Origin of the sequence: Qipengyuania flava, assembly GCF_019448255.1 — a bacterium.
In the GTDB taxonomy this organism is placed as follows: Bacteria; Pseudomonadota; Alphaproteobacteria; order Sphingomonadales; family Sphingomonadaceae; genus Qipengyuania; species Qipengyuania flava_A.
In genome coordinates, this window is sequence record NZ_CP080410.1 from 457,116 (window position 1) to 474,211 (window position 17,096).

The following is a 17,096-nucleotide window of genomic DNA, read 5'->3' on the forward strand; positions in this document are numbered from 1 at the left end:
GGACCCGACGCGGCTCGCTTTCAAGCTTTGTGAAAACCCTGTTCGCCGTAGCGTTCGGCTAGTCCTGTGCAGAGAACCACTCGGCGACCGATTCCTGCGCTTCGGCAGGCAGGTGGAGGCCCAGCTTGCTGCGCCGCCAGAGCACGTCATCGGCGCTGCGAGCGTACTCCTCCTCGACGAGATACCGGAGTTCCGCTTCGTACAACGTCCCGCCCAAATGGCGGCCAAGCCCGGCAAGATCGGTGGCCTCGCCAATGATCCGGTGCATGCGGGTGCCATAGGCGCGCCCGAGGCGGCGCAGCATCTCCGGCGGCATCCAGGGGTAGCGCGCGCTGGCCTGGAACAGGAAATGCGCAAAATCGGCTTGCGGGATATCGCCTCCCGGCAAGGGCGCATCGGCCGTCCAGGCCTCGCCTTCAATCGGCAGCACCTTGCCAAGCTTCTCCAGCGCGTGTTCGGCTAGCTTGCGATAGGTCGTGATCTTGCCGCCATAGACAGACAGGATCGGCGCCCCGCCGTCTGCTTCGAGCTCGAAAACATAGTCGCGCGTCACCGTCGAATTGTTCGTCGCGTTGTCTTCATAGAGCGGTCGCACGCCGGCGTAGGTCGAGGCGATATCGGTCTCGGTCACGGGGCTGGCGAAATAGCGTGAGGCGGCTTCGCACAGATAGGCGATTTCCTCCGGCGCGATCTCCACGTGATCGAGATCGCCTTCGTACAAGAGGTCGGTCGTGCCGATCAGCGTGTAATCACGCTCGTAGGGGATCGCGAAGACGATGCGGCCATCGGGCTGCTGGAAGATGTAGGAATGCTCGCCCGGGAAGCGGCGCGAGACGATGATGTGGCTTCCCTTGACCAGCCTGAGGTGCGCCGGCGTCCCCTGTCCGAGCGCGATCTTGGCGAGCTTGTCTACGAAAGGGCCGGCAGCGTTGACCACTGCACGCGCCGTGACGGTGCGCGTGCTGTTGCCGCTCAGCAGCGTGGCCGCCCATCCTTCGTCCGATCGCTCCAGCTCGGTGCATTCGGTGCGCACCAGAACCTCGGCCCCGCGCTCCTCCGCATCCTTGGCCGTGAGCACGACGAGCCGGGAATCCTCGACCCAGCAATCGGAATATTCGAACCCGGCGGTCAGCCGCTCGTCAAGCACGCCGCGGTGCGGGGCGGCGGTGAGGTCGACGCCCTTGCTCCTCGGCAGGCTCATCTTGCCGCCGATCCGGTCGTAAAGCGCGAGGCCGATCCGCAGCATCCACTTGGGGCGCATGGTCGGCTCGTGCGGCATGACGAAGCGCAGCGGCCAGATGATGTGCGGCGCGTTGCGCAGCAGCACTTCGCGTTCGCGCAGGCTTTCCGCGACCAGGCGGAACTCGTAATTTTCCAGGTATCGCAGGCCGCCATGGACCAGCTTGGTGCTGGCAGAGGAGGTGTGCGAGGCGAGATCGTTCTTCTCGACCAGCAGGACCTTGAGGCCGCGTCCCGCCGCGTCGCGGGCGATGCCCGCACCGTTGATCCCGCCGCCGACGACAAGGAGGTCGAAGCTGTCGCTCATCAGGAGTTGATCAGCCGTCCGGCGACCGCGTCGAGCTTGGCGAGCAGCGCCTTGTCGTGCTTCTCGGGCGCGGTGATCACCGCGTCGGCCAGCGCCTGGTCGATGGGCGAGGGGTTGCGCTTTTTCGGCAGTCCCTTGCAGAAAACCTCGATCGCCTTGCGTGCGGTCTTGGCGTTGGCCTGCATTTGCTCGACCACCTGCGCCACATCGACCGCTTCGCCGTCGCCGCGCCAGCAGTCGTAATCGGTGACCATGGCGAGCAGAGCGTAGGGCAGTTCCGCCTCGCGGGCGAGCTTGGCTTCGGGCATGCCGGTCATGCCGATCACCTCGGCGCCCCAGTGGCGGTAGAGGTTGCTTTCCGCGCGGCTGGAAAATTGCGGACCTTCCATCGCGAGATAGGTTGCGCCCTCGGCGCATTCGCCGCCTGCTTTCGCGACCGACTTGGCGGCGTGCTTGGAAAGCCTGGGGCAGACCGGGTCGGCCATGGAAACATGCGCGACCAGCCCGTCGCCGAAGAAGCTGGAGGGGCGGCCCTTGGTGTTGTCGATGAACTGGTCGACCGTCACGAAGCGCCCCGGCGCCAGCTCTTCCGACAGGCTGCCCACCGCGCTGATCGCGAGGATGTCGGTGCAACCGGCGCGTTTGAGCGCATCGATATTGGCGCGCGCGTTGATGGTCGACGGGGCGATACGGTGCCCGCGGCCGTGGCGTGGCAGGAAGCGCACCCGCACATGGCCGATGGTGCCGCACAGGATCTCGTCCGAAGGCTCGCCCCAGGGGGACTGGACCGGGATCCACTGCGCATCTTCGAGCGCATCGATGGCGTAGAGCCCCGATCCTCCGATGATGCCGATGGTCCAGTCGCTCATGGTTTGCCTTTCAATTGCCGTATCGCGCGCTGCTGCTTGCGCGAGGTCAAGATCGCGTTGCCCCTCGCGGTTAACGCGGCTGCGAGGGGTGGCGGCTGGCGCGCCCCCTGTCCAGAGCCGAACGCGGTTTGGGAGGAAATTTCGCCTTCGCCGCCCGCCAGATGCGCTATGCTCGCAACCGTATTCATCGCCGAGCCGGCGGTGCGCCGCTTGACACTCGGGGCGTATTGCCGCGGAACCGGCGACCGCTCGGGGCATAGGGAATGACAATGGCTGACACGAACATCGAACCCACACTGGCAAGCCTTTCGGAGCGCTTGCGGGTCCTCCATCGCCAGACGCGCGAAACGCCGCTGTTCAACCCCGTCTTCCAGCTCTCGCTGGACCTGTCGCGCAAGCTGGAAAGCGGGGAGCTGAGCATTTCGGCGCTCGGCGGCCTGCTCGAGGAACTCGAAACCCAGTCGCTCGACGCGCGCGCCAACCGGCTGCGCCGCCTGCTCGAGCCGCAAGGTGCCTCGCAGCGGCTTTCGGACATGACCGAGGGTGCGAGCGATTTCGACGCCTTCCGCGCCTTCTGGGAACGCCCGCACATGCACGCGGTCTTCACCGCGCACCCCACCTTCCTGCTCGCGCCCGGCCAGAGCGAGGCGGTGGCCGGCGCGCTCGCCTCTGGAAAGCCGGTGACGGCGCGCGCTTCCGGTGAGAAGCCCGACATCACGCTGGGCTATGAACACCAGTGCGCGATGACCGCGCTCGCCAACGCGCAGGACGCGCGCGACACGATTGTCAGCGCAGCGCTCACGCAGGCGCAGAAGGCCTTTCCCGACCGCTGGACCGAGATTGCGCCGCTGCCGTTCCGCTTTGCCAGCTGGGTCGGCTACGACATGGACGGGCGCACCGACATCAAGTGGTACACCTCCATCGCCTTCCGCCTGTCGGAAAAGGCCGAGCGGCTGGGGCGCTATGCCGACACGCTTGAGGCGATCGACCCGGCGCACGATATCCTCGCCACGCTGCGAGCGGCGCAGGCCCGGGCGCAGGCTAGCGCCGACGAGTTTGCCGGTGACCTCTCCGATCCGGCGGACCTTTCGGCGGCCGCCAACCGGCTGACCGAGGACCATCCCGACAAGCTTTTGTCCCTTGCTCCGATGATCGACCAGATCGAAGCCGATGCCGAAGGGGCGGAAGCTAGACAAGCCGTGGCCCTGCGCACGCTCGCGGCGGCCATGCGGGCCGACGGGCTGGGCATGGGCTGGATTCACTTCCGCGTGAACGCCAAGCAGCTGCACAACGCCATCCGCACGCGGTTGGGCGATGCGGCCGACATCGACCTGTCGAGCCGTGGCGCCATTGCCGCGCTGCGCGAACTGCTCGCTAGGGTGCAGCCGCAGAGCGCCAATTTCGCGAGCCTCGCGGTCGAAAGCTCGACCGCCGTGCGCCAGTTCCTCGCCATGGCGCAGATCCTCAAGCACATCGATGCCGATGCGCCGATCCGCATGCTGGTCGCGGAATGCGAGCAGCCCTCGACCGTCCTTGCGGCGCTCTATTTCGCGCGCCTGTTCGGCATCGCCGACAAGGTCGATGTCTCGCCCCTGTTCGAGACCGAGACCGCGTTGGAACACGGCGGCCGCTTCCTCGACCTGCTGCTGTCCGAGCCCGACTACCAGGCCTACGCCAGGGCGCGCGGCCGGGTGGCAATCCAGACCGGCTTTTCCGACGCCGGGCGGTTTGTTGGCCAGATCCCTGCAAGCCTTGCCATCGAGCGCCTCCAGGGTCGGCTTGCCGAGGCGATGGCGAACAACGGGCTCACCGATGTTGCCGCGCTCATCTTCGACACGCACGGCGAAAGCATGGGCCGCGGCGCGCACCCGTCGAGCTTCGAAGACCGTATCGAATGGGCGCTGAGCCCCTGGTCGCAGCGGCGCTTCGCCCGTGCGGGTATCCGCCTGGAACCGGAAGCAAGCTTCCAGGGCGGGGACGGCTACCTGCTCTTCGCCACGCCCGACATCGCGCTCGCCACGCTGACGCAGGTGATCGCCAGCAGCCCGGCGCACACCGACGCGGACGTCCCGACCGATCCGTTCTACCGGCGCACGGACCTCAGCCTCGATTTCTACCGCGCGATCAAGGACCACCAGCGCGAGCACCTCGAAAGCCGCACCTACAGCCGCGCGATCACCGCGTTCGGGCTTGGCCTCCTCAACGACACCGGCAGCCGCAAGTCGCGCCGGCAGAGTGACCTTGCCGCCGACCGCGACATGAGCCTGCGCCAGATCCGCGCGATCCCGCACAATTCGATCCTCCAGCAGCTCGGCTATCCGGTGAACATCATCGCCGGCGTCGGCAGCGCGGCGGAAAGCAACATCGAGGAAATCGGTGCGCTGCTCGCGGAAAGCCCGCGGGGGCGGCAGATCCTGCGCCTGGTGCGCGCCTCCAACGCGCTTGCAAGCATCAAGACGGTGGCCGCTTTCGGCGAGCTGTTCAATTCGGCCTATTGGGCGAGCCGCCCCTATCGCGGCACCGAAGAGCATCTGGCCGAAGCCTGCGAAGCGCTGGCCGAGTATCTCATCAAGGATGATCGCAACGGCGTGTTCCGCCGCCTTGCCTCGCGCTTGCGGGTCGATGCGCTCAAGCTGCACCGCCTGTTCGACCTGGTGCCGGACGATGATCCGCACCCGGAACGCGAAAGCGTGCGCCGCGCGATCGGTGTGCTGCAGGCGGTGCGCCTGGCGCTGCTCCAGCACATGTTCCTGAAGGTGGTATCGGTCCCGGCCTTCAGCCGCGCCAACGACATCAGCCGCACCGACGTGCTGGAAATGGTGTTCTCATTGAGGGTCGACGACGCGCTTGCCCAGCTGCGCCGCGCCTTCCCCACAAGCTTCCCGCGCAAGGACGACTTCGCGCTTGCCGAGGCGGGTGAATACCCGATGGGCGAGGGCGAAGGTTACGCGGCCATTCGCGAGACCTACATCGAACCGATCGAGCAGGCTTATGAATTGTGCCTGCGTATTACTACCGCCATTGCGAACGAATTCGGCGCACACGGCTAATTGCAATTCCCGCAATTGGCGCTACGGGTTTCCTCGACTGGTTTGGGGGGCGCGTAGTGACGAACTTTCTTTGGGGGGTTGCCGCCGGCATATTGGCTGTTGCGGCGATTGTTTTCTTTGCCTTTACTTTGTTCCGGCGCGGCGCGCTGACGTTCAAGATCGATGGCTTCTACACGCATGTCGTCGACGGCGATGTGGGGCCCTTCATCCGCGACGTGCAGGCCGATGTGCCGCAAGCCGAAGAATGCAGGCTGGACGACAAGATGTCCTGCTCGATCCGTGATGCCGTCCAGTGCCACAACACGGAAAGCCAGCCGGACTGCAACGTCCTCTTGCTGTCGGGCGGCGGGCAATGGGGCGCATACGGCGCCGGCCTGTTCGATACGCTGAGCCGCAAGAGCGCTGACGAGCTCGCCTTGCCCGGCATCGGGGTGATCACCGGGATCTCTACGGGCTCGCTGCAGGCGCTCATGTTGATGGTCGCCCTCGATCCCAAGCACACCAAGGAAATGCGCCGCTTTGCGCTCGACCGGCTGGTCTGGGGCTACTCGCCCGAGAAAGAGAGCGATGTCGTCAGCCACACCGGGATGATCTCCGTCCCGCTGTTCGGCTCGGCCGCGGGGACCGAGCCGCTGCGCAAGCGGATTATCGAAGCGCTCATGCCCGGCGGCGACGATGTGCTGGTGAAGGCCATCGGAAATTCCAGCCTCGAAGGCTATGTCGGCTTTGTCGAAGCCGAGCGCGGGGTGTTCCGCTACGCCGATATCAAGGACCTCGTGAACTCCGCGCCGAGCCCGGAAGCGGCGGCCGAAGCGTTGGCCGCGGCGACCATGGCGTCTTCCGCCATGCCGGTGTTCCACCAGCAGCTTCGCGTTGCGGGAAGCGGCGGCGTGCCGCTGGCGCTCTATGACGGGGGCGTGCGCCGTTCGGTCTTCTTCGACCGCGCTATGGCCGCAGTCGACCAGGAAGTGCGCAAGCAGATGCAGGGCCATGCCGTCACCAAGGTGGCCGGCGGCGCCTCGCAGGAAGCGATCGCGAAGGACTACGAAAAGACTGCGCCGACCGTCTATGTCGTGCGTAACGGGCCCACGGCGCGCAAGCGCGACGATGTGTTCAACTCCAAATCAGGGCCGCTCAAGAACGGGCAGCGCGGTTACGATCTGCTCGTCAACGAAAGCGAGATCGGCGCGATTGCGGGCCTCAGGCTCAACAATCCCTATGGCCGCATCCTGCTGACCAGCGCCGATCGCTACGACACCTTCCCGAGCGACGTGGGCGAAAACTTCAAGAAGGACGAGATGTTCAAGCCGGCCTTCATGGCGCGCCTGCGCGATCTGGGCCGCCACAAGGCCGAGCGTGACGGCGGCCCCTGGTGGCCGCTCAGCCCGATCAAATAGGAATTGCCGTTCGGCCTCAGGCCTGTTCGGTCAGCACGCCGCCTTCCATCACCAGGATGCGGTCGGCCGCCTCGATCGTTTCCTTGCGGTGCGCGATGATGATGCGGGTGATGCCCATGGCCGAGATCGCTGCGTTGACGGCGGCCTCGTGCTGCGCGTCGAGATGCGCGGTGCCTTCGTCCATGAACAGGATCTTGGGCTGGCGGTAGAGCGCGCGGGCAAGCAGCACGCGCTGCTTCTGTCCGCCCGAGAGCGTCGAGCCCATGTCCCCGATCAGCGATTCGTACTGCATCGGCATGCGCATGATGTCCTCGTGGATCGAGGCGGCGGAGGCGGCCTGGATGACCCGCTGCAGGTCGACCTCTTCGTCGAACAGCGCGATGTTGTCGGCCAGCGAGCCGGCGAACAGGCTGTCTTCCTGCAGCACGGCGGCGATCTGCCGGTGGAAGCTCTTGTAGCCGAAGCGGTGGAGGGGAATGCCATCGACGATCACATCCCCGCTTTCGGGCTCCACAAGGCCGAGCAGGATCTTGAGCAGCGTCGACTTGCCGCCGCCCGAAGGACCGGTGATCGCCACGTGCTCGCCCTGCGCGATCGATAGGTTCACGCCCTTCAGGACCATCGGATCGCTCGGCGAATAGCGATAATGCACATCGCGCAGCTCCATGCGGCCTTCGAGTTCGGTGGTGGCTTCGGGCGCGACGGTGAAGCTGCGGTCTTCCTCCGACAGGGCGATGTCGGACAGGCGCTCCAGGTGCAGGCCCAGCATCTTGAACTGGATCGCCTGGTCGATCAGCGCGGCCGACTTGGTGATGAACTGGTTCTTGTAGGCAAGGTAGGCGAAGACCATGCCGACGCTGAAGCCTGCCCCGTCGATGACGAAACCGACGGCGAGATAGATCGTCAGGATGTTCTCGATCCCGAAGATCAGCAGATTGGCCGTCCCCTGCCAGATGCCGATGCGCGAGAGGCGCACCTGCGAATTGACCGAATCCGTCAGCCGGGTCTGCCACAGCGCATGGCGCAGCGTTTCGCGCCCGAACAGGCGCAGCGTGACCATGCCGCGCAGCGTTTCGATCAGCGTCGTCTGTTCCTTGCCGCCGGTGATGATGGTGGCTTCCTGCGCCTCGCGCTGGAAGGAAAAGCTGACGATGCGCGCCGCGCCGTAAAGGGCAAAGGCGACAATCGCGATGAAGGCGAGCAGCGGGCTGTAGTAGAACATTACCGCCAGCGTGAAGATGGCCATGACCCCGTCCACCAGCGCTGCGACAGCGCCCTGGGTAAGCAGGTTCTGGATCGGCACGATCGACTGGAAGCGGGAGAGGATATCGCCCGTGTGGCGCTTCTCGAAATAGTCGATCGGCAGGCGGAACAGCCGCCGCGCGATGTTGGTCGCCAGCGCGTAGCCAACGCTGGTGCCCGCGTTCAGCAGCACGAAGGACCGCAGCAGGCTGGCAATCACATTGATCAGCGTGAACAGGCCGAAGCCCAGCGCCAGCACCGTCAGCAGGTCGCCGTCCAAGGCAGGCAGCGCGCTGTCGATCGCGACCTGCATGTAATAGGGCGAAGCAAGCACGAAGGCCTGCAGCACCACGCTCAGCAACAGGATCTGCGCCAGCGCCCGCTTGAGCCCGGTCATCGCGTTCCACAGCTGCGACAGGCGCAGTTTTTCGCGCAGCGTGGTGCGGTCGAAGTCGCTGCTCGGGCGCAGTTCCAGTGCGACGCCGGTGAAGTGGTCGGAGACCTCCTCGAGCGGCATCCAGGTCGAGCGCCCGTCGGGATTGTGGATCAGCGCCTTGCCGGCCTTTACCGCCTCGATCACCACATAATGGTTCATGTCCCAGTGGAGCACGGCGGGCATGTGGAGGTTGCCGAGCTCCTCCAGCGGCAGCTTCACCGCGCGCGGCGTAAGGCCGATCTGGTCCGCAAGGTTGATCAGCGCGCGCAGGGGTGCGCCGCGCATCGAGGGCGAATAGCGCCGCCGCATCGTGCCCAGATCGACATCGAAGCCATGGTAGTTGGCCACCATGGTCAGGCTGGCGAGGCCGCATTCGGCCACTTCGGTCTGGCGGATCAGCCGCACGCGGCTGCGGGTCAGGAACCCAAGGTCGAGAGCAAGATCCATGTCAGCGCCTCTGGACGGCAAAGAGGGGTTCGAAGAGCCATTCGATCAGCGACTGGTCTTCGGTGATGATGCGGGCGGTCAGGCTCATGCCGGGCACCAGGCGTTCCTCGCGCCCGAAGGCGGTGATCACGCTTGCGTCGAGCTCGACGATGACGGGATAGACCGCGATGACCGCTCCGTTCGGCAGGGCCTGGCTGATGGCGCTGCTGGCAACGGTGGTGATGGTGCCCTGCACGGTGCCGAAGCGCTGGTAGGGGAAAGCGTCGATCGCAAGGCGGACTTCCTGGCCCGCTTTCACAAAGCCGATTGCCTGGCTCGGTACGCGCAGTTCGGCGCGCAGTTTCGCGCCGTCGGGAATGACCGCCATGACCTGGGTCTGCGGCCCGACCCGCTGGCCGCTGCGCATGGTGAGAGCGGTGACCCGCCCGGCAATCGGTGCGGTGAGGGCATAGGAGCGCGCGCCTGCGTTCCCCGCAGCCTGCTGGGCAACCTGCGCGCGCGAGGCGGCGATGTTGGCAGCCTGGCTCTCAGCCTGTGCGGCGATGGTGGCGGCGCTGTTCGACAGTTCGGCCAATTGCGCGCGGCGCGAGGTCAGCGACTGGCGGAGCTGGGCAAGCTGCTGCTGGCGCGACACCAGCGTGTCTTCGCGCGCCTGCAGGTTGGCCCGGCTGATAAAGCCGCGCTCGGCCACCCCTTGCGCCTTGTCGAGATCGCGCTGGGCGGAGGCAACGAGGTTCTCCTGCAGCGCGATCTGCGACTGCAATTGCGAGATTTCGGAGCGGAGGCCGGAAGCCTGCACCGCGATCTGGCTTTGCTGCGAGGCGGCGGAGCGCTGCGAGGCGGTGAGCTGGGCGATCAGGCTGGCGTCCTGCTGGGCAATGGCCTGCTCGGTCAGGGCGGCAGCGGAAAGGCCCGAGGCGCTGTCTTCCTCGGCGCGGATGGCGACGAGTGTGGCGCCGGCCTCGACCTGGTCGCCATCGTCGACGAAGACATCGGTGATGGTGCCTGAACGCGTCGGGATGATGGCGGCAACGCCCTTGTCGGGCACGATGGTGCCGGTGACCGTTTCCACCCGGGCGTATGTCGCCAGCGAGAGGAACACGATGGCGACCAGCAGCGCGCCGAAGATCAGATACCCGATGACCTGCCAGGGAAGCGGTATCGCGATCGACACCTCGCCCGAGAGGCGATCCTTCTTCTGGGTCAGTACTTCCGAACGAAACAACGCCGACATGCGACCAGCGACCCCTTCTTGCCCAAGCGCCCCTTGTAGGCGCTCAGATAGGCAGGGCCAGTCGCAATGCGGAATAGTGCATGTGGGTTAGGGGAGGGCCACTCGACGTCAGTAAGCAGGCCCAAAGGGGATCCAGGAGGCGGTGCTAAATCGCCTCCTGGAGCCTCTCGGTGGCCTTAGAGGCCGAGTTCTTCACCGATCGCGTCGACGGCGTCTTCGATCTCGTCTCCGAGATAGGCGCCTGCAGCAGCACCCGAGAGGGCACCGCCCGGGCCGCCAGTGAGGCCGCCAACAACACCACCGACGACACCGCCGACGATCTTGCCGAAAAGGTCGGCGCCCGAAACGGCGTCGATTTCGAATGCATTGAGGTTTTCCATGATCTGTCCTTTCTGATGGATCGATCGTGAACCGGAAGGAATTCCGGCCCAGCGATTAGTTGAGGTCGTGCTTCTCGCCGAATTCGTTGACGGCATCCTGCAGCTGGTCGCCAGCTTCGGCTCCGACGATGGCGCCAACCGGACCGCCGACGACGAAACCAACGGCGGCTCCGACAATGCGTCCAAAGGTGTCTGCGCCGCTGACGGCTTCGATTTCATTGGGATTGAGAATTTTCATTTGCTTGCTCCTTCTTCCTGCCGGGCGGGTTCCGGCATGACTTTCCCGCGCCCCGAAGCGCGGTTGCGACCCCGGAAGCTTGTGATCCCGCCGGCACCGCCCGGAAGCGGGCAGGCGGGAGAAACGTGTCGAGCGCGTCGCGGCCTACTGGCCGTTGAGCGCATCCTCGGCATCGCTGGCGAGCTCGCCGGCGGCCTTCGCGGTTTCGTGGCTGAAACCGGCAGCGCGAGCGGCGAAGTAGCCTGCGAGATAACCCGCGGTCCCGGCGCCCGAGACGGCGTCGATTTCCCGCGTGTCGATGGTCTTGATGAGCGATTTCATCGTGTGTCTCCTTGGGTCCTGGTTCGGGCCCGGAAGGATGCGGGGTGTTGGGGGCCCGCACCCTTCCGGTGCCCACGCTTTGCCGCGTCGCCGTCCCTGCCTAGCTTGGACCAGGAGAGGTCGAGCGCGCCGTCCGAGGAGTGACTCGATCGTCGCTCTTCAATCGGAACGGCCACGCGGCTGCGCATCGGGTTCAGCCGAACAAGTTGGCCGAGAATTCGACCTGCAGCGGGCCGCCGGTTTCGGTCGGGCTCGGCAGCATCGGGCCGGTGCAGCCTTCGCCGTTTTCACCGGCGGTGCGGCCGCCGCTGACAAGGGTGATTTCGGTTGCGGTGATGTCTTCGATACGATCGGTCATTGTGTGTCTCCTCTTGAAAACGCGCATCAGCACTGGCTGACGAACCCAAGATCGACGATCGCAAAAAATCCTCAATAACACCGGTGACTTAGGAGATTTCGGTTAGGCGCACCGGGCTAGCGAAGGCGGCCTAGCACGATGGGCTTAGCCCGTTTGGGTGGCCCGCTTGCGGCGGCTGCCTAGTCACCATGTGCTATTGGATAATGCGCCGGTTTCAGGGCATGATGTCCCTAAATTTGCAGGAGTTTCAGACGTTGAGAATTCAGCGCGACAACCAGGCGCCGCGGTCCTCGCGAATGATCGTGGCCGATGACCATCCGATCTTCCGTGACGGGATCTCATCCATCCTCGCCGATCTCGATCCCGAGATCGCGGTGGAACAGGCCGGGACCTTCGACGAGCTGCTCGACGTGGCGGCGCAGGGGCCCAGCCCTTCGCTCTTCCTGCTCGACCTCAATTTCCCGGGCATGGACATTGAAACGGCGGTGCCCAAACTGCGGCGCCAGTACCCGCTTGCATCCATCGTGGTGATTTCCATGGCGGACGACCGCCGGTCGACCGAGCACGTCATGGCCGCCGGGGTCGACGGGTTCATCAGCAAGGCCGCCACGCAGGAGCAGATCCGCGACGGTATTGCGGCCGTGATCGAGGGCGAGTTCGTCAACGTCAGCGAAGCGGGCGGGATGGCGATCAGCGCCTCGACCTCGCAGTTCTCCGGTCTGACGCCGCGCCAGCTCGATGTGCTGCGCGGGATCGCCCAGGGCCATTCGAACAAGCAGATCGCCAAGGACCTGGGCATTTCGCCTTTTACGGTCCGCATCCATGTCTCGGCGCTGCTGCGCGAACTCAGGGTAGAGACCCGGACTGCCGCCGCGGCTATGGCAACGAAATACGGGGTCCACTAAGGGACCCCGTTTTCCTGCGCACTCTACGCAACGAAAAAGGGCCGCTTTCGCGGCCCTTTGCTCTTACCCCTCGGGAATTTCGCTCGGCTCTGTTCCCGGCTTCCAGTCGTCTCCGAAAAGCCAGCGCCAGAAGGTCGTGCCACCGGCGACCTGGTCGATCTCGATAGCGTCAAGCGAACGCATTTCCTGCGTGGTGTTCATTGTGTGTCTCCTGTCCAAGCAATCGGCGGCATTGGCGCCGTCGACAGGAGGCATAGTGCGGGGGTGGAGGGGGCCTTTCACTTGGTCGGGTGGCCTAGGCTGCCCGGCCTAGGCGCAAGCGACTAGTGCACTTGCACAAGGGTGAGGGACGTCCTGCTGGGCTTGTCGCAAGCACGAAAAAGGGGCTGCCTTGGCAACCCCTTTCCCTCTTCCGCGACCCGGAGTGTCTGTGCGCCTACTCGGGCGGTTCATCGCCGGTTTCCCAAGGCGGCTTGCCAAACGGCCACCAGTCGAAAATGCCGATGGCGGGCGGCAGGTCCGTGCCGCCTGTTACGCGTTCGATCTCGCTCCCGTTCAGCGGCTGGATTTTGTCCAGTTCTTGCATTGTCGGTCTCCTGTCCAAGCCTTGCCGGTCCGACTCGCCGCACCGGCAAGGCAATCATGCAAAGGGGATTGGACGCTTGCACTAGTCAATCTGTGCTAGCGCCCGGAAATCAGCCTTGCCGTGCTGCCATCAAGGCAGACCGCAGCTCGGCTGCGCGCAGCGGCTTGGCGAGGATCAAGCCCGAGTGGGACGCGATCGTCTCGCGAATCTGCGCAGGGTGGTGTCCGGAGATGATGATGATCTGCGTTCCCGTTTCCTCGGCCTGCAACACGAGATCATGCCTCCCGGCGAGCGTGCTGCCGCCGCCGAAATCGTAGTCGCTCAGCAGGATGTCGCAGTCGGGTAGGTCTTCGGGCAGCTGCGCGAAGGTCTGCACGGTGCAGCCCCACTGCTCGAGCAGCCCGCGGGTCGAGGCGAGCGTTTCCTCGTCGTCATCGGCCAGCGCGACGCGCAGCCCCGACAAGGGCAGCGGGCGATCGGCGTTGGCGGCGGCCTTGGCATCTTCCTGTTCGACGACTTCCAGCCCCTCGATCGTGGCGACGGTGCCGCGGCCTTCCTCCGAGCGCAGCGTCAGCTTGACGTGGAGCATGTCCGCCAGCCGGTTGACGATCGCCAAGCCCAGGCCCTTGTTCTCCGAACTGAGCGTCGACTTGCGCGACGAGCGGAAGAACTCCTTCTTCACATGCTCCATGTCGCTCGAAGAGATGCCACGTCCGTTGTCGACCACATAGATCGCAAGCCGGCCGGCTTTCATCCGGCACCCGACCAGGACGCCCTTGCCCGGCGAATACTTGATCGCGTTCGAAACGAGGTTCTGGATCATCGTGCCGATCAGCGCCGGATCGGTGCGTACCATGAGATCGCAGGGCACGAGCCTCAGGTCGACATTCGCCTGCTCGGCCGACAGTGCGTTCTGGCTATCGATGCCTGCGAGAAGTTCGTTCATCGCCACGGGCCGGATGTCGGTTTGCAGGGTCCCGCTCTCGATCGCAGCGATATCGAGCAGCGCGCGGAACATCCGGCTGGCGTTGTCGACCGACCAGGAGATTTTCGAGACGAGCTTGGCCTGATCGTCGCTGAGGTCGGTTTGCGACAGCCGTTCGGCCAGCAGACCGATGGCGTGGATCGGCTGGCGCAGGTCGTGACTGGCCTGCGCCAGGAAGCGCGACTTGGTTTCCGCCGCGCTGCGGTAGGTCCGCACCGCGCCTTGCCCGCGCTGCCACAGTTTGGCGATGGCGAGGATCAGCAGCAGGAACAGCCCGTGCGAGGTCTGCACGAATATCAAGTGCTGCTCGAAGACGATCGGGCTGAGCGCGATGCCGACGAAAGCGACCCCGGCCACGATCCGCCCATAGGGCCGGGGCAAATACATCCAGGCGAGCCCTGCAAGTACGGCAATGAGGAAGGTGGGCACCCAGCCCAGGACCCGGGGCGGCCCCCTGATCAGGGTCTCGGCAGCCATGACCCAGACCGCCGCCTTCTCGGTGTAGGTGTCGTTCGGCGTGTCGCGCGTGTCGCGGCCCAGAGTGCTCGTGAAGCTGACGATGACCGGCCGGTTCTCGAACACGCTCGTATCGAAATCTTCCGCGAGCACTTCTGCCGCGCTGACGCTGGGGATGGTGCCGGGCCTGTAGCTCAGATCGACGTTGATGACGTTGCGCTCGGCACCCCTGGTCCCGCCGGCAAGGATGGTGGCGAAGGACGGAACGGGGCCGCCGTCCTGCTCCACCGCGAGGGGAACGAAGATCGGCGCGCCGAAGGCATAGGACCGCATGGTCGCAACAGCCGGCCGGACACGATTGGCGAGCGCTGGGTCGAGGGCGGCCGAGGAATCAACAAAGCTGTCCGCGTCCATCGCCGGGGCGCTTTCCGACAGGCTGCCGGCGGCTTCGGGCGACAGCTCGACATGCCAGTAGGGCCGCTCGGGTAGCGCTTCGAGCGCCGCCGAAAGCTCGGCAAGGCTGCTAGAATCCTCGTCCTGGAAATACTGCTGGTCGACCAGGATGACCTCGGGCTCGCTCTGACCCAGCTTGGTCAATAGGGCTGCAAGCTCGCTGCGGGTCCAGCTGCGCGAAGGCAGGTTGCGTTCTGTTTCCTCATCGATCGCAACGATGATGGCGTTGCCCTCGTAATCCTTGGCGTTGATCGCCGCGGTGACCGAGCTTTGCAGCCAGTCGTAGGGTTCGAAGGGTTCGATTACCGCGATGAAGGCGGCCAGCAGCGCGAACAGCGCAAGTTCGCGGCGAGAAGGTTTCCTCAATCGCGATTGTCTGGTGACGAGGCGGTTCATGCGGCGTGTCCCTTAAGCCGGCAGGCGGCGGTGAGCGTTCTGGCCGCGCGATCCCCGTGCGGCCCTGCGACCCTGACCGCCCGGGGATAGTGCGCGATCTTCGCGCAAGAACAAGCCTGTACTAGCTCATTCGTCCATAGAACACGTGTGTTATTCTCCCTGCGCGGACCTGGCTGTCAGGGGCAGGGTCGCCGATGCGTTGAGCAGCAGCTCAGAGGAGAAAAGGGGGGCTTCTGCAGGCGTGGTCAAATCAGGATGCGCCCAATTTCTTGCGCAGGTCCGCGAGAGTGGTGGGATCGTCTACATCCGCAAGATACTCGGCCGGACAGGTGATCAGTCGCGCATCCTGGAGGAGAGAGCGGGCGCCCTTGTCTCCTTCCAACTGCATGAGCTCGTCGAAGCGCGCGCGGTTGAAGCAGGCAGGCGGCATTGGCACCGCCCCCGAAGAGGAGGCGACGACGCCATGTCCTGCCACGCCGTCAGCGGCGTCCAGCACAGCCCGGAAATGCGCGAGGGGAACCAGCGGCATATCGGCCAGCGCAACCAGAAGGCTGTCCGCTCCTTCCCTCTTCGCAAGCTCCGCTGCCAGCGCGACCGAGGTGCCCATGCCCTCTGATGCGCGCGGGTTGACGGCGATATCGAAACCAGCGGCTCGCCAGCCTTCAGCGCACGGATGGTCAGCGCTGCTTGCTATCACCCAGCGGCTCTCTGCCTCGCACCGGGCAAGGGTGTGCGCGGCGTAAAGGCCGAGCGGTTTCCCGCCAAGCTCGGCGGCGAGCTTGTCTTGCGCGCCGAACCGCTGCGACCGACCAGCCGCAAGCAGGGCAATCGCGACGCGCGGCCGCTCAGCCATGGAGCGGGTCGAAAGCGGCGCTTTGGTAAGCGAGCATGATCTGGCCCAGCGCCGACAGGGCGAGAGTGTGCGGATCGCGCGAGGAATGAAACAGGCCGATGGGTGCGTGGATCGTCTCGATCGCCTCCTGCGCCACGCCTGCTGCCGCCAGCGCCTCGCACCGCGCCGTATGGGCCGTCCGGCCGCCCATTGCGCCCAGGTAGAAATGGGAAAGATCGAGCGCCGCCTTCATAAGCGCGATCTCCCAATCGTGATCGTGGAAAAGGAACACGATGGCAGTCCAGGGATCGCTTTCGAGCAACTGCGTGTCGGTGGTTTTCGACAGGCGATGCGTGCAGATCGCATGCCCTCGCAGGGAGGCTTCGATGCGCTCGTCCGGCGTAAGGGCCTCGACCTCGCAATGGAGGGTGCGGGCCAACAGCGCGAGCGCCTCGACCCCGGCACCGTGCCCCACGATCATCAGACGCGGAGAGGGCCAGTGCCCGAATGTGCCGGTGTTCGTTTCACGGTCGAACGGCGTATCCCTCCAGCCCTTGAGAAGCGACGCGCCTCCTGCGTCGATGGCGATGGAGAACGGCTTACGGGCGTCAAGCGCCTCGCAGGCGGTGCGCACTTGGTCGCGCGGCGGATCGGGCTGGAAATGCAGGTCCAGCCCGCCGCCGCAGGGCAGGCGAATGTCGAGATAGGGCGAGCCGGCGCCGAAGCGCGTGAAGCGCGGCTGCCCTTGCGCAATGGCATCCTTTGCCTCTGCGACCACGGCGTTCTCGATGCAGCCGCCCGAAAGCGAGCCTTCGAAGCTGCCGTCCTCGCTCACCGCCATGTGGGTGCCGGGGTTGCGCATGGACGAGCCTTCGACCGCGCACACGGTCACCAGCGCGGTGCGCGCGCCCTCACGCTGCTTGCGATCGAGGAACCGGAATACGCGCGCTGTGTCCACGGATCGG

16 protein-coding genes are annotated in these 17,096 nt (G+C 65.4%); 3 read left to right on the top strand and 13 right to left on the bottom strand.

Going from position 1 to position 17,096, the window contains the following annotated elements; translation table 11 throughout:
- Positions 1–58: 58 nt before the first annotated feature.
- Positions 59–1,546 carry a glycerol-3-phosphate dehydrogenase gene (gene glpD / locus KUV82_RS02350; RefSeq protein WP_219955305.1) on the bottom strand — a complete coding sequence of 496 codons (1,488 nt, stop codon included), beginning with the start codon at positions 1,544–1,546 and terminating at the stop codon, positions 59–61.
- Positions 1,546–2,415 (bottom strand): S-methyl-5'-thioadenosine phosphorylase, encoded by an 870-nt coding sequence (gene mtnP / locus KUV82_RS02355; RefSeq protein WP_219955306.1) that lies wholly within the window; start codon positions 2,413–2,415, stop codon positions 1,546–1,548. Before mtnP ends, glpD begins: the two co-directional genes overlap by 1 nt.
- Before the next feature lie 269 nt (positions 2,416–2,684).
- Here mtnP and KUV82_RS02360 point away from each other — a divergent pair, with 269 nt between their 5' ends.
- Positions 2,685–5,465, top strand: a complete 2,781-nt coding sequence (locus KUV82_RS02360) for a phosphoenolpyruvate carboxylase (RefSeq protein ID WP_375541227.1) — start codon at positions 2,685–2,687, stop codon at positions 5,463–5,465.
- Between the two features lie 56 nt (positions 5,466–5,521).
- Positions 5,522–6,862 carry a patatin-like phospholipase family protein gene (locus tag KUV82_RS02365; RefSeq protein WP_219955308.1) on the top strand — a complete coding sequence of 447 codons (1,341 nt, stop codon included), beginning with the start codon at positions 5,522–5,524 and terminating at the stop codon, positions 6,860–6,862.
- 16 nt (positions 6,863–6,878) lie between these two features.
- Here KUV82_RS02365 and KUV82_RS02370 read toward each other — a convergent pair whose 3' ends face one another.
- The 6 genes from KUV82_RS02370 to KUV82_RS02395 form a co-directional block, all read right to left on the bottom strand.
- Entirely contained in the window at positions 6,879–8,987 is a 2,109-nt protein-coding gene (locus KUV82_RS02370; RefSeq protein WP_219955309.1) for a peptidase domain-containing ABC transporter, read from the bottom strand.
- Between the two features lies 1 nt (position 8,988).
- A complete protein-coding gene (locus tag KUV82_RS02375) occupies positions 8,989–10,221 on the bottom strand; it encodes an HlyD family secretion protein (protein ID WP_219955310.1) in 1,233 nt (410 codons plus the stop codon).
- 176 nt (positions 10,222–10,397) lie between these two features.
- Positions 10,398–10,601, bottom strand: coding sequence for a glycine zipper 2TM domain-containing protein (locus KUV82_RS02380; protein ID WP_219955311.1), 204 nt, complete (start codon positions 10,599–10,601; stop codon positions 10,398–10,400).
- Between the two features lie 55 nt (positions 10,602–10,656).
- Entirely contained in the window at positions 10,657–10,839 is a 183-nt protein-coding gene (locus KUV82_RS02385; protein WP_219955312.1) for a hypothetical protein, read from the bottom strand.
- 144 nt (positions 10,840–10,983) lie between these two features.
- Positions 10,984–11,160, bottom strand: a complete 177-nt coding sequence (locus KUV82_RS02390) for a hypothetical protein (RefSeq protein ID WP_219955313.1) — start codon at positions 11,158–11,160, stop codon at positions 10,984–10,986.
- Positions 11,161–11,353: 193 nt separating this feature from the next.
- Positions 11,354–11,518 (bottom strand): hypothetical protein, encoded by a 165-nt coding sequence (locus KUV82_RS02395; RefSeq protein ID WP_219955314.1) that lies wholly within the window; start codon positions 11,516–11,518, stop codon positions 11,354–11,356.
- 296 nt (positions 11,519–11,814) lie between these two features.
- On the opposite strand from KUV82_RS02395, the gene KUV82_RS02400 reads away from it, so the two are divergent.
- Positions 11,815–12,423: a LuxR C-terminal-related transcriptional regulator gene (locus KUV82_RS02400; protein ID WP_219955315.1), complete on the top strand. Its 609-nt coding sequence runs from the start codon at positions 11,815–11,817 to the stop codon at positions 12,421–12,423.
- A gap of 63 nt (positions 12,424–12,486) precedes the next feature.
- Here the strand turns inward: KUV82_RS02400 and KUV82_RS02405 are convergent, their stop codons facing one another.
- The 5 genes from KUV82_RS02405 to KUV82_RS02425 form a co-directional block, all read right to left on the bottom strand.
- Complete coding sequence (locus KUV82_RS02405; protein WP_219955316.1) at positions 12,487–12,624, bottom strand: hypothetical protein; 138 nt, start codon at positions 12,622–12,624, stop codon at positions 12,487–12,489.
- 235 nt (positions 12,625–12,859) lie between these two features.
- Positions 12,860–13,009 carry a hypothetical protein gene (locus KUV82_RS02410; protein WP_219955317.1) on the bottom strand — a complete coding sequence of 50 codons (150 nt, stop codon included), beginning with the start codon at positions 13,007–13,009 and terminating at the stop codon, positions 12,860–12,862.
- A gap of 109 nt (positions 13,010–13,118) precedes the next feature.
- Positions 13,119–15,299 (bottom strand): CHASE2 domain-containing protein, encoded by a 2,181-nt coding sequence (locus KUV82_RS02415; protein ID WP_219955318.1) that lies wholly within the window; start codon positions 15,297–15,299, stop codon positions 13,119–13,121.
- A 250-nt stretch (positions 15,300–15,549) separates the two neighbouring features.
- Positions 15,550–16,152 (bottom strand): nucleotidyltransferase family protein, encoded by a 603-nt coding sequence (locus KUV82_RS02420; protein ID WP_219955319.1) that lies wholly within the window; start codon positions 16,150–16,152, stop codon positions 15,550–15,552.
- The gene (locus tag KUV82_RS02425) at positions 16,145–17,089 is read right to left on the bottom strand and encodes an XdhC family protein (protein ID WP_258319809.1); all 945 of its coding nucleotides are present in this window, start codon (positions 17,087–17,089) and stop codon (positions 16,145–16,147) included. The genes KUV82_RS02420 and KUV82_RS02425 overlap by 8 nt, the downstream gene beginning before the upstream one ends.
- Positions 17,090–17,096 lie beyond the last annotated feature (7 nt).